Source organism: Paenibacillus roseus, assembly GCF_016424485.1.
GTDB lineage: Bacteria > Bacillota > Bacilli > Paenibacillales > Paenibacillaceae > Paenibacillus_D > Paenibacillus_D roseus.
Genome location: NZ_JAELUP010000065.1, coordinates 243,054 through 257,088, shown reverse-complemented (window position 1 = coordinate 257,088; position 14,035 = coordinate 243,054). Strand labels below are relative to the sequence as shown.

Below are 14,035 nucleotides of genomic sequence, written 5' to 3'. Positions count from 1 at the left end.
AATGAAGAACAAAAGTAGAAAACGATTTGCTTTTATTGCTTTGGCCCTGTTGCTCGTAGTGGCGTCCTTCCCGCAGGGATTTGCCCAGGCTGCTTCTTTCTCCGCCTTCAATACGATTATTGCATCAAGCTTCACCTCGCAATCCGGTATTCAGCTAGAGTCCTCAACCGAGGGCGGACAGAACGTGGCCTATATTGACAATGGCGATTATATTGCTTTTGACAGCATTGATTTTGGAAGCGGTGCAACATCTGTGCAGTTCCGCGTAGCCAGCAACACGACTGGAGGGAATATTGAAGTAAGATTAGGAAGTCTTAACGGCACATTGGCCGCAACCTGCAGCGTACCGAACACCGGAGGCTGGCAGAATTGGATTACTAGAACATGCGCGACCAGCAATATTACTGGAACGCATCATGTGTTCCTGAAATTTACGGGAGGTGTGGGCAACCTGTTCAATGTCTATTCATTTAAATTTGCAAGCGCTTCCGGCGGGGATGTCGTTGGCCATATTTTCGCGGGATATCAAGGCTGGTTCACAGCTGGCGGGGACGGATCGCCGCTGAATAACTGGACGCATTGGACCAAGAACGGAGCCAGTCCGACCCCGAATTCCAACGTTAATTTTGAACTTTACCCAGACCTTCGGGAGTATACGAATTTGTACCAGACGAACCTGGGAAATCTGGGCAACGGACAACAGGCCAAACTGTTCTCTTCGTATGACCAGTCTACGGTGAACAAGCATTTCGAGTGGATGCAGACCTATAATATTGCCGGTGCGGCGCTGCAGCGGTTCGGAGCCGATATAAGCAATACGCCCAACAGTTGGAAGACGAATCGCGACAGTGTGGCAGTCAAGGTAAAGAATGCGGCTGAAACATACAACCGCAAATTTTATGTGATGTATGACATTACGGACATGAATCCGAGCACCTGGGTAAACGCCGTCAAAAATGACTTTACGACGAATATTCAGAATGCCATGAATCTCCCTGCTTCCACTGCTTATGCCAGACAGGACGGCAAGCCGGTCATCTGTATCTGGGGCATTGGCTTTAATGACCGTCCGGGTACGGCAACCGAGGCAGCCGAACTGATTACATGGTTCAAAAATCAGGGTTTCTATGTCATTGGCGGCGTACCGACTTACTGGCGCACAGGCACAGGGGATTCCAAATCTGGTTTCCTGGATGTGTACAAATCACTGGATATGCTGTCTCCATGGTTTGTTGGCCGTTTCAGCGGCACTGCCGGAGCTGATCATTACAAGACGAACCAATGGGAGCCTGATCTTGCTTTCACCAACCAGAACGGCATCGTCTACCAGCCTGTCATTTGGCCGGGGTTCTCCTGGAAGAATTTGCACAACGGGCCAATCAATGAAATCCCGCGTCTGCACGGTGACTTCATGTGGCGGCAGGCTTATAATCTGAAGAGCATCGGTGTCAATACCGGTTATGTCGCGATGTTCGACGAGTATGATGAAGGTACTGCGATTGCCAAAGCTGCCGAGAACAGCTCCATGATTCCGAACAACCAGTATTTCCTCACGCTGGATGCCGACGGGGTAGCGGTCTCTTCGGACTTCTATCTGCGCTTGACCAGCGATATTCACAAACTGTTCCGCGGTGAAATTCCGCTGACCGCACAGCATCCGACGAGTCATCAATAGGACTTGCAGGAAAGCCGATTTCCGCTGGGATAAGCAGCCGACACATAATCATTGCGGGCAGCTGTGCTAAATGAATAGAACTAAAAGGGCCATTCGTTCAAGGCAGATCTGGAACGAATGGCCCTTTGCTATTACTTTGGGGGCAAGCTATGCAAGCTTTATGTGCCCAACCGGGGATAAAGATAAATTTTGACTGGAAAAGCATAGATCAACTTATATTTTTACTTCCTTTTTTAATGGTAGCATTAAAAGAAAAACGACCTTAGATTAAAGGTTCTGGAAGGGAGGAGCAAAGGTGGGAAGCATCACGTTCAATCATGTCTACAAGCACTATAAGGGTGAAGCCCGGCCTGCGGTCAACGATTTCCACCTGTCCATTGAAGAGGGGGAGTTCCTTGTACTTGTCGGTCCCTCCGGCTGCGGAAAATCCACGACGCTTCGCATGCTGGCCGGTCTGGAGGAGATTTCAGAGGGGGATTTGTATATTGATGAGAAATACGTCAATTATTTATCGCCAAAAGATAGAGATATCGCGATGGTGTTCCAAAACTATGCGCTTTACCCGAATTTATCGGTCTATGAGAATATTGCGCTTGGACTCAAGCTGCGTAAGACCGCCAAGCATGATATTGAGCTGCGGGTCAACCGGGTAGCGAAAATTCTGGAGATCTCCCATCTTCTCGAACGCAAGCCGAACCAGCTGTCCGGCGGGCAGAAGCAGAGGGTGGCGCTCGGCAGGGCGATTGCCAGGGAACCGCAGGTTTTTCTAATGGATGAGCCGCTGTCCAATCTCGATGCCAAGCTGCGCGCCCAGACTCGTGCGGAGATTATCAAGCTGCAAAGTGAATTGAAGCGGACAACGGTTTATGTCACGCATGATCAGGTGGAAGCGATGACGATGGGGACGCGGATTGTGGTCATGAAGGACGGGGTTATCCAGCAGGTAGCACCGCCTCGCGCACTGTATGAACAGCCGGCCAATCTGTTTGTTGCCGGATTCATCGGTTCGCCGCAAATGAATTTTATCCAGGGTTCAGTTACAAGAGAGGACGGCTATTTTTATTTTGTGAACAAACGGCTCAAGCTGCCGGTTCCCGAGCACCATTATCCGAACTTTAATCGGGACAGGAATGGCATCAGTTTTATTATGGGCGTGCGCCCTGAACATGTTTTCTTGAAAGCGGATACAGGCACGGAGGAGGAAGGTTGGATTCGCTGCGAGGTGGAGATGACAGAAATTACCGGCGCTGATTCTTATGTCTACGTCAGGCTGGGGGAGCAGACGGTGATCGTTCGTACCGATCCCGACAGGTTCTACAGGAAGGATGACAAACTTCTGGTTTCCTTCTCGATGAACAAGGTTCATTTCTTTGACGAACAGTCCGGCGACTCGGTTGCGCTCAGAGGGGATGCAAAATGAGAAAGCGCAACGCGAGATCACTTGCGATTCGTCTTGCCTTGGCAATAGCGGTTATCGCCGGAGTATATTACTGGGCTTCCGCCGGGAAGACCGTCCTTTACAGCAGCAATGTCCAGGCCAAGCAATTATTGTCCTATGAAGCCAGGGATGGTCGTCTCCCCTACGCGAAGCTGATGCTGGAGCATCCGGAAGCGTTCGAGAACAAGAGCGCCACAGCAATAGTCCATCTGGATCCTGCCGCATACACGGCTGCCGCTCCCGAAGCTGCCCTGAGAGCCGGAAGCGGAGAGGAGAGGCAGACGCTGAACTGGGACAATGAACGGGGTTGGGTAGAATGGACCTTCCAGTCTCCAAGCGCCGGGTGGTATGAACTGGAAGTGGAGTATCAGCCGCGCGAAGGCGGCAACAGCTCGGTTATCCGGGGCGTCCAGATTGACGGCCGATACCCCTTCGTCGAAGCCGAGCGGATCGAACTGGAACGTCGGTGGAAGGATTCCAAATTCCCTTATGACCGCAATGAGATTGGCCAGCAAATTCGACCGTCTCAGGAGGAAATCAGGGGATGGTTTACCAAGAGGGCCGACAGCTTTAGCGCCTCTTCCGAGCCGCTGCTCTTCCGTCTTGAACAGGGCGAGCATACGCTGCGGCTGGTCGGGGTGAAGGAAGGCGTGTCGCTGCGCCAGCTTGCTTTCCATCCGCGAAATCAACTGGCTGACTACGAGAGCTATAAGGCTTCGCACCCTGAGAATGGCGCTGCGCCAGATTGGTTTCAAGTCATTGAGGCGGAGCAGTTCAAGCAAAAATCCAGTCTGTCGATCCAGACCGATTACTGGTCGGAGCCCAACATTTCACCCGACCCTAAAGGTCGCATCACCTATAATGTGCTCGGCGGCAACCGTTGGCGTCTGCCTGGCGAGTGGGTAGAGTGGGAGTTTTCCGTACCGAATAGCGGTTGGTATGAGCTGGATCTGAAGGCTTTCCAGAATTACCGGAACGGTTTCTATGCATACCGGACCATAGAGATTGATGGCGCTGTTCCTTACCGCGAGATGTTTCATTACGGTGTGGATGATATGAAGGAATTTGATATTGTACCGATAGCTGACGATGAGGGTGTGCCGTATCGGTATTACCTTGAGGAGGGCAAGCACACGCTGCGGATGACGGCAGACTCCTCGACCGTGCAGCCGCTTTTCCTGGCACTCAAGGCTACACTGGAAGATCTGGCTGACTTCGACCGGCATTTGCGTCTGCTGACAGGCAACTACAGCAAATCGGCCTTCGACAGCAATACGGACTCCACCAGGACGTGGAATATGCTGCGGTTGGAGCCGGACATTCATGCCAAGATCGAGAGTTTCATTCACAGGCTGAGAGAAATTCAGGATTATATGAATGGGATGAACCGTAAAAATTCGGATTTGTCACAGGCGATTAACTCTTCGGTCGCGCTGCTGGAGAAGATGCTGGTGGATGTGGACGAAATTCCGAACAAGATCAATGATTTTTCCACCATTCAGAACAATATTGGCACGTGGATGGCAACGCTGACCCAGCAGCCGCTGTTGCTTGATTACATTGTCGTCAAAACGCCGGGTACGCAAACGGGGCTGAAGACCGCTACTTGGGTCTCACGTATCCCGTACTCTTTTAACGAATTTGCGAACTCCTTTATCCTGGACTACGATGTCCGCAAGCATAACCGCAAAGAGGCGTTGACGGTTTGGGTACAGCGGGGGCGGGATTATGTTGAACTGCTGAGGGAGATGGTCGATCAGGATTTTACACCGCGAACAGGTATTGAAGTCAATATTAATCTCATGACCAACCCGAACATTCTCATCCTCGGCAACGCAGCTGGAGAGGTCCCCGATGTGGCGCTTGGTATTGCTGAAGCTTCGCCTGCCGACTTTGCCATGAGGGGAGCGGTGGAGGACTTGTCGGGCTACCCTGATTTTGAAGAGGTGTTTAACCGTTTTATTCCGGGTGTTCGAAGGGCTGTAACCTATGACAACGGCGTATACGGTCTGCCGGAGGTGCAGAACTTTCAGATGTTGTTTTACAGGACGGATATTCTGGAACAGCTTGGTCTTCAAGTTCCGCAAACCTGGGACGATATGTTTACGATATTGCCGACGCTTCAGGAGAACGGGATGACGATCAACTTCCCGAAGGGGGACTTCTCTACATTGTTCTTCCAGCAGGGGGCTGAGTTTTATTCACAGGACGGTATGAAAAGCAATCTGATGAGCGAGGGCGGCCAGCAGGCGTTCAACCGCTGGGTCAACTTGTTCCGCAAATATAACCTGCCGATTGATATCCCGGCATTCTTCCAGCATTTCCGGGATGGAGATATTCCAATCGGGGTCGCAGATTTCAATACGTATGTGCAGCTTCTCGTAGCCGCTCCGGAGATTACGGGGCATTGGAAAATGGCGCCGCTCCCCGGCGTGAAGAACAGTAGCGGGGAAGTCGAAAGATGGTCGCCCCAAGGCATTACAGGGGCGATGGTGATGAAGAAGAGCGAGCGAAAAAACGAGGCATGGGAATTCCTGAAGTGGTGGACCTCGGACGAGGTTCAGTCACAGTACGCCAAGGATATCGAGTCATTCTACGGTATTGAATTCCGCTGGAATACGGCCAACGTAAATGCCATGGGCTCATTGGCCTGGCCGAGCGAGGACCTGAAGGCGATTCAGGAACAAATGCGGTGGGCGAAAAATGCGCCTTATATTCCCGGTTATTACTTCCTTGGGCGGGAAATGGAGTTTGCCTGGAACCGGTCGGTATTCGACGGTATTCCGCCGTTGGAATCGCTTGAGCAGGCCGACCTCTCCTTGCAGAGAGAGATGATCCGCAAGCAGAATGACTTTGGAGTCAAGGGAAAGAACCTGAATATTCCCCAAATCGACAGACCTTATGAATGGGAGGATGCCGCAAAATGAAAATAGAGCTTTCTCCCGGTTTACCGCAAAGGCGGCGTTCGTCGGCAATTCGGCTCAAGTGGAACCAGTTTTGGCTGCAAATCTGGCGTGACCGGGTCAGCTATCTGTTTTTGGCGCCGTTTCTGATCTGCTTTTTGCTCTTTATCGTGATTCCGGTTATTATGGCCGGGTTGCTCGGGTTCACGTCCTATGACGGCTTTGGGGTGCCGAGGTTTGTCGGTCTGGAAAATTATATCGTGATGTTCACACAGGACATTATTTTTCTGACCAAGGCAATCCCGAATACGTTCCTGTTTGCTCTCATTGTCGGTCCCGGCGGCTATATACTTTCCTTCCTGTTCGCATGGCTGATTCATCAGCTGCCCATCAAGATACGCGATTACTACACCCTTGCTTTTTATGCGCCTTCCATGGCCGGAGGGGTTGCGCTATCCGTCGTCTGGATTGCCGCCTTCAGCGGCGACAGGGTCGGTTATGTGAACAATTTTCTGCTGGATATGGGCTGGATCGACAGCCCGATTATCTGGCTGCAGGATAAGAAATATTTGCTGAACATCATGATTATCGTATCGCTTTGGACCAGCTTCAGCGTCGGCTTTTTGTCCATGTTGGCCGGTTTGCAAACGGTGAACCGGGAACTGTATGAGGCCGGGCGCATTGACGGCATATCCAGCCGCTTGCAGGAGGTCTTTTACATTACGCTCCCGTCGATGCGGCCGCAAATGCTATTCAGCGCGGTCATGGCGATTGTGGGAACACTCAAGGCCGGCGGCATCTCAACCCAATTGACGGGTATGGCGATTACTCCCTCTTACGCAGGGCATCTGGTCATCAACCACATTGATGATTATGCTTTTATCCGGTTCGAGCTAGGGTATGCGTCGGCAGTGTCTGTCATTCTGTTGATCATCAGTTTCTTTGCGATGCGCTTTGCCTACAGGCTGTTCGGCTCAAAGGAGGAACTGTAGATCATGATGCGCAGACTACGCAAAATTACGCCGTTTCAAGTCGCTTTGGTAACCAGCTTTACGGCGCTGGCGGCCTTTATGTCGCTGCCGATTATTTTTATTCTGAACCATGCCTTCAAGCCGCAAAATGAGCTGTTTTTATTCCCGCCGAGGTTTCTGGTGCAAAATCCGACGTTGCGCAATCTGGAATCGCTGCTGCTGCATGCTTCCAATGCGACGGTGCCGTTCACCCGTTACCTGTTCAACAGTATGATCGTCGTTGTGCTTACGCTCGTATGCGTCATTCTCGTGAGTACCATGGCGGGGTACGTGCTGGCGAAGAACAAATTCCATTTCAAGCAGCTTGTATTATCCCTGATCACGCTCTCGCTGATGTTCGCGCCGGAGACGGTCGGCATTCCGCGGTATTTGATCATTAGCGGACTTGGCATCAATAACACGTATTTTGGCCACATCCTGCCGGCGCTTGCTTCCCCGGTTGCCGTATTCATGCTGATCGGGTTCATCTCGCAAATTCCCGGGGAGGTGCTTGAGGCCGCCAAGATAGACGGAGCGAGTCAGGTTGGCATATTCACCCGGATTGTGTTGCCGCTCTCGATGCCGGCTGTCGCCACCATTTCGATTTTTACGTTTCAGGGCGTATGGGGCGATGTAGAGACTTCGACCCTGTTCATGCAGGAGGAGACGATGCGGACGATGGCCTTCTATGTCAACAGTTTGCTAAGCGGCTTGCAGAACAGTGTGGCCGGACAGAACATGGCCGCTGCTGCTGCGTTGCTCATCTTTGTGCCCAACCTGATTATTTTCCTGTTATTCCAGCGCAAAGTGCTTGAGACGATGGTTCATTCCGGGATCAAGTAATTCCAATTAGTAAAGGAAGTCGTGAACATGAAGAGATTGATTGTATTCCTGCTTCTTGCGGCGACCTCCATGCTTGTCTTGCCAGAAGCGGTCCATGCACAGCTTCCCTACCGCACCTTTTATTACGACAGCAACCTGAGCACATGGCTGCGTATCCAGGCGGTGTATACCCCGGTGCATACGAATACGGCGAGGCTGTCGGAACCAGCCGACCTGCATGTAGGGGCCGATGACAAGGTATATATCGCCGATAAAGGGGCTGGCAAGATCGTGGTCCTGGACAACGAGGGAGCCTTGCTTGGAACGATGGGAGGCGAGGAGGGCATCAGCCAGTTAAGCGCGCCGGAAGGGTTGTTTGTTACGCCTGACCATCAGGTCTATGTCGCCGATTCCGGCAACCAGCGAATTGCCGTGTTCGGAGCAGACGGCACGTTTCTCAGGGAGTACAAGAAGCCGGATTCCCCGTTGCTTGGGCAGGAGCATTTTGTTCCAACGAAGCTGGTTGTAGACCGCAGGGGGGTTATGTATGTCAATTTGAATTCCTCCTATCAGGGCTTGGTGCGTATTAACCAGGATGGGGAATTCATGGGCTACTTCGGAGCCAACAAAGCGAAGCAGACGGTGATAAGCTGGCTGAAGAGGGCATTGCTGAACAAGGAGCAAATGGCCAAGGAACTGGCCAATCTCCCGAGCCCGATTACGAATGTGGCGCTGGATAGAGACGGCATGATCTTCACCATGACCGCAGGCGACTTTGGCAAAGGAGCCATCCGCAAGCTGAATGCCGGGGGCGTGGATTCCTTCAAGAACAAAACCTTGATTGCCGGCCATGGCATTGTGGATGCTGCAATGGATGCGAACGGATTCATCTACAACATCGATATGGATAGAGCCTCCATTAATGTGTATGACCAGAACGCGGAGGCGCTGTTCTCCTTCGGGTTCATCGATAATGAGACCCAGCAATATGGGGTGCTTGGCTTCCCGACGGCGATCGGCGTCGACTCCAAGTTCAATCTGTGGGTGTCCGACAGCCGTACGGGAACTGTTCACAAATTCATCCGTACGGGCTTTGGCAGCGATGTACTGAATGCTCTTGCTCTTTATATGGAAGGAAAATATGAACAGAGCAAGCCGTATTGGGAGAAAGTTTATGCGCGCAATGATATGTACAACGGCGTCTTCCAGGGACTGGGCAAGGTATTTCTTCATGAGGAGGATCATGGAGAAGCACTTTCTTTCCTGAAGGTTGCGTTCGATACCAAGAGCTATTCCAAGGCGTTTTGGCAAATACGGCTGGAATGGATACAGGAGCATTTTATCTTGCTGATAGCCGGAATTATCGGGGTGATTGCGCTGCTGCGCGTAATCCCGATTCTGATTCGCAAGTTGCTCGAGCGGTATCCGCCATCACAACGGTTGAAAGGGTGGCTCTCAGTGCCTGGCCAGCTCTGGCATGTGATGCTGCACCCGTATGAGGGATTTTATCGGCTAAAGGAGAAGCGGATGGCTCCGGGCGTAATTTTGTCCGTCCTCGCCCTGACGTTGATTTTGAAACTGGTTTCCTTGTACTATACAGGATTCTTATTTCACCCCGTGGAGTTGTCCTTGATCAACTACTACGGCAGTCTCGGTTTGTTCGTTCTGCCATGGGTAACCTGGGTCATTGCGAACTATCTGGTATGCAGCGTCAAGGACGGTGAAGGAAGATTCGGAGAGGTCATTCAGGGCAGCACGTATGCGCTGGCTCCTTATCTGTTCTTCTCTATTCCGATTCTCATTCTGTCTAACGTTGTGACGCTGGATGAGAGAGTCATTGTCGATGCCCTGAGTGTCATCATGTATATCTGGATGGGTGTCATGATGCTAGTCATGACACAGGTCATTCATAATTTTGATTTTCTGGAGACGATCAAGAACACGGCGATTACCATTTTTACAATCGGGCTGATCTGGCTGTTTGTCTTTATCGTGTTCGGTTTGTCCTACAATCTGTACGATTTCTTCTACCAGCTATACAAGGAGGTTATGCTCTATGTTTAAACTTGTCAGGCATCCTCCTGTGTGGATCAAGCTGTCGGGAGCGATTTTGCTGATTGTGATCGCGCTTCTGCTTATCATCCTGTCGCAAGGCGGAGAAATGCCTATGCAGACGGCGTTAGAGAAGACCGGCATTGCCAAGCCGCAGGCTGTGCGCGCGCCATTGTACGAGGGGCAGGAGTGGAAGCCGGCAGCCGGCCCTGACGGGTATGCGCTGGCGGCGGAGAATGCGTCTTATGCCTTGTATGCGGAACCTGCCAGTTCGCGGATTGCCGTCCTTGACAAGCGGACAGGATTTCGCTGGACCAGCAATCCGTCCAAGGAGCAGCTTGAACGGGAGAAGGTGAAGGGCGGGTTGCTTGCTAACCTGCAATCGCCATTCGTCCTGACGTATGTCCGTACGGAAGGAAAGGACCAGACAATCCGCGAGGTGGTGAACGCGCTCGATCCCAAAGTCAAGACGACAATGGTAAAGTCCGATCAGGGCTTGCAGGTTGCATATCAATTTCCCGAGAAGGGCATAACGCTGACGATTCAATATGAGCTGACGGATAAAGGGCTCAAGGCGCGTCTGCCTGGAGAAGGAATGAAGGAGGAGGGAGAGTTCGCCGTATTTTCTGTCGATCTTCTGCCTTATTTCGGGGCGGCGTCGCCGGAAGAAAACGGGTATCTGTTCGTGCCGGACGGCCCTGGCGGACTGATTTATTTCGACAGAGACCGTGCAAATGTATCCAAAGGCTACATCCATCAGGTTTACGGGCTGGAGATTACGAATGTAGCCAACTGGAGCCGTTCGGGCGAGAGGAGAGAGAACATTGCCTATCCCGTTTTTGGCGTCAAGCGAGGAGATCATGCTTTTATGGCGGTCCTTAGCGCCGGAGGAGATTCGGCCAGCATTGCCGCTATGCCGCCGGGACTGAAATCGTCCTTATACAATGTCTATTCCAACCAGATTTACCGCGAGGAATATCTGTATCGCACCAGCCGGCTGGCCGCTCCGCTCAAGGCGGTGCAGAAGCAGCGGCTGGATACGGACCGCGAGGTGGAGTTCCGGTTCTTAAGCGGTAAGGATGCTGGCTACGTTGGTATGGCGAACGCCTACCGGGATTATTTGACGGAGCATGGCAAGCTGGCCGAACCGCTGGCGTCGGTAGATCATATGCCGTTGCGACTGAAAATCATGGGCGGCAATTATGCGCAGGCCTTCAGTCAAATTCGGTATATTACTGCGACTACCTTCTCCCAGGCCGGAGATATCGTGGACGACTTGAAGCGTCGCGGCATTGCCAATCTGAGTGTTATCTACTACGGCTGGCAGCAAAAGGGCGACTATGACAAGTATCGTCGCTTCCCCATCGAGTCCTCGCTCGGAGGCGAGCAGGCCGCGAGGGAGTTTATTAGCAAGATGAAGGCTGGAGGTGTCCCGGTCCTGTTCGAGGAGGATTTTGTCTGGCTGGACCCGTATTCGAGTCTTTCCGGCAAAACAAACGGCATTCGCGGCATTGAGGGTACGGTATTCGTCGATGAAGACTGGTATATCAGCAAACCGGCCCGCACCGTAGCCATGGCCTACGAGACGATTGACAAGCTCAAGGATATCGGCGTATCAGGCATCCATTTCAACTGGATCGGAGAGCTGGTATTCCATGACTACGATGTGCATGGTATCTCGACGCGTGCCGATACAATCGGGATGTATAACGGCTTACTTGGTTATACGCGCAGAACGCTGGGGCAGGCATCCGTCTACCAGGGCAATGATTACACACTGAACCAGACGGATTATATTGCGAATCTGTCTTATGAATCGAGCTACGATTTTATGGTGGATGAGACGGTGCCGTTCTATCCGATTGTGCTGCATGGGCGCGTCCCGTATTCATTTGATGACAGCAACCTGCGAAATGACGTGCAGGAGGAGTTTTTGAAGGCAATCGAATATGGAGCCGTACCGTCCTACTTCCTGACGCATGATGATTCCAGGAAGCTGAGATATTCGGCATCGGGGTATCTGTACAGCACCCGGTACGACAAGTGGGCGGACCGCATTCAGGAGGAATATGAGGCGTTCGATGCTCTAGCCGGTCTGTACGCCCAGCAGATTGTCAATCATGAGCGATTGTCAGCCGATCGGTTCGCAACAACCTATGAGGACGGGACCCGCGTCATTGTGGATTACGGCCGTAAAACGTTCGAGGTGGAGAAAGGAGCTGGCGCCTAATGCAGGCAAAAGAGAGAGTGCGCGCCAAGCGCCTGTATATCATGGGACGGTACGGCACCGGTCTGTTGTTCATGCTGCCGTGGATCATTGGCTTTGCTACATTTGTGCTTATTCCGGTCAGTTGGTCGCTGTTCATGGCTTTCAACAAGGTGCAGGTCGCGGCAGGAGGGTTGAAGTACGAATGGATCGGCATGCGCAACTTCCGCGATGCGTTCCTGAAGGATAACGTGTTTCCTATTGAGCTTATTACCTACTTTCAGGAAATGCTGCTCATGGTGCCGATCATCGTCATCTTCGCGCTTCTGATTGCCCTGATGCTCAATCAGAAGTTTCCGGGACGCTTCATTTATCGGGCGCTGTTCTTCCTTCCGGTTATCTTCGCAACCGGTCAGGTACTCTCGGAGCTGTTTCTGCAAGGGGCGGGAGATATCCCGTTCCTGGACCAATACAATTTGCAGCCGATGGTTGAGGAATATGTAGGCAAGCAATTCTCCGAAACCGTGATGGCGGTACTCGGCCGGGCGGTGCTTATTTTATGGTACTCCGGCGTGCAGATTCTGATTTTTATCGCTGGTTTCCAGACGATATCGCCGACCATCTACGAGGCCGTTCGCATTGACGGGGCGTCTCCCTGGGACAGCTTCTGGAAAATTACGCTTCCGGCGTGTATTCCGTTTATTAGTCTGAACATGCTGTATACGATTATTGACCTGTTCACCTTCCCGCTCAACCCGGTGCTCAAGCATATTCGGGACAACATGTTCAAGGTGGATACCGGCTACGGTTATGCAAGCGCGCTTGCATGGGTCTACTTTGCCTTCATCTTCGCGCTTATCGCCATTGTATTGTGGCTGTTCAATCGCAGTCTCAATAAAAGGAGGGTTCGCTCATGAATGCCAGGCTGGAAAAAATCAGCCGTATCGCCAAGGCGGGCCTGTGGGGCCGCCGGACACAAAAGGCCAAAATGCTTATCCTGGGGCGCAGCTTATCCGACGGTCTCCTGTTCAAGCTGGCGATCTATCTGCTGCTGTCGATTGTCGCTTACCTGTATTTGCAACCGATTCTCTATATGGTCAGCACAATGTTCAAGACGCTTAGCGATCTGCTTGACCCAACAGTCAAATGGATTCCACGCGAGATAACCTGGGAAAATGTGAGCAAAGCGATCAACGGCCTGCAATATCCGCAGGCTCTGCGCAATACGGCGATCATTGCCCTTAGCTGTTCGATTGCTCAGGTGCTCGTCTGCGCCATGACCGGCTATGCGCTCGCCAGACTTGCTCTGCCGTTCAAAGGACTATTTATGGCGCTTATTATATTGACGTTTCTGATTCCGCCCCAAATTATTATCATTCCGCTGTATGTCATTTTCAGCAAGCTGGGGCTGCTCAATACAATTTTCGTCTTCCTTATCCCGGCCATATTCGGGCAGGGTCTGAAGGGAGCACTGTTCATTCTAATCTTCATGCAATTCTTCAAATCGCAGCCGCCGAGCCTGGAGGAAGCTGCCAAGCTTGACGGGGCATCGACCTCACGGCTGTTCTTCGGCATTATGCTGCCGCTTGCTCGCTCGGCTTGCCTTGTCGTCTTTCTGTTCTCCTTCATCTGGTACTGGAACATGTACTATGAGCCGTCGATGTTTCTGGCCAAAGGTTTTACGCCATTGTCCATCCGCCTCAATATGCTGGAGGAAGTCTTGAATCCGACGCTTCTTGGCAATACCCGGACAATTATAAATCCGGTGACAGAGAGCACGAAGATGGCTGCCGCTTTTCTGATAATTGCCCCGCCGATTCTGATCTTTATGTTTTTACAGCGGTGGTTCGTAAGCGGTATTGAAAGAACCGGGATTGTGGAGTAGAGAGAAATCCATCACATACACATTCATTAGGAGGGTTTTAAACA

The 14,035-nt window shown here is 51.9% G+C and carries 9 protein-coding genes; all 9 read left to right on the top strand.

The window, feature by feature from the left end:
- The first annotated feature begins 1 nt into the window (after nt 1).
- Nucleotides 2-1,675, top strand: a complete 1,674-nt coding sequence (locus tag JFN88_RS13305) for a carbohydrate-binding protein (protein ID WP_199019775.1) — start codon at nt 2-4, stop codon at nt 1,673-1,675.
- Nucleotides 1,676-1,970: 295 nt separating this feature from the next.
- Complete coding sequence (locus JFN88_RS13300) at nt 1,971-3,095, top strand: ABC transporter ATP-binding protein (RefSeq protein WP_199019774.1); 1,125 nt, start codon at nt 1,971-1,973, stop codon at nt 3,093-3,095.
- Entirely contained in the window at nt 3,092-6,040 is a 2,949-nt protein-coding gene (locus JFN88_RS13295; RefSeq protein WP_199019773.1) for an extracellular solute-binding protein, read from the top strand. Before JFN88_RS13300 ends, JFN88_RS13295 begins: the two co-directional genes overlap by 4 nt.
- Nucleotides 6,037-7,008 (top strand): carbohydrate ABC transporter permease, encoded by a 972-nt coding sequence (locus JFN88_RS13290; protein ID WP_233167790.1) that lies wholly within the window; start codon nt 6,037-6,039, stop codon nt 7,006-7,008. Before JFN88_RS13295 ends, JFN88_RS13290 begins: the two co-directional genes overlap by 4 nt.
- 3 nt (nt 7,009-7,011) lie before the next feature.
- On the top strand, nt 7,012-7,869 hold the full coding sequence (locus JFN88_RS13285; protein ID WP_199019772.1) for a carbohydrate ABC transporter permease: 858 nt from the start codon (nt 7,012-7,014) through the stop codon (nt 7,867-7,869).
- 27 nt (nt 7,870-7,896) lie between these two features.
- Nucleotides 7,897-9,912: a YIP1 family protein gene (locus tag JFN88_RS13280; protein ID WP_199019771.1), complete on the top strand. Its 2,016-nt coding sequence runs from the start codon at nt 7,897-7,899 to the stop codon at nt 9,910-9,912.
- Complete coding sequence (locus tag JFN88_RS13275) at nt 9,905-12,130, top strand: DUF5696 domain-containing protein (RefSeq protein WP_199019770.1); 2,226 nt, start codon at nt 9,905-9,907, stop codon at nt 12,128-12,130. The genes JFN88_RS13280 and JFN88_RS13275 overlap by 8 nt, the downstream gene beginning before the upstream one ends.
- Nucleotides 12,130-13,023 carry a carbohydrate ABC transporter permease gene (locus tag JFN88_RS13270; protein WP_199019769.1) on the top strand — a complete coding sequence of 298 codons (894 nt, stop codon included), beginning with the start codon at nt 12,130-12,132 and terminating at the stop codon, nt 13,021-13,023. Before JFN88_RS13275 ends, JFN88_RS13270 begins: the two co-directional genes overlap by 1 nt.
- A complete protein-coding gene (locus JFN88_RS13265; protein ID WP_199019768.1) occupies nt 13,020-13,991 on the top strand; it encodes a carbohydrate ABC transporter permease in 972 nt (323 codons plus the stop codon). The genes JFN88_RS13270 and JFN88_RS13265 overlap by 4 nt, the downstream gene beginning before the upstream one ends.
- The last annotated feature ends 44 nt before the right edge of the window (nt 13,992-14,035 follow it).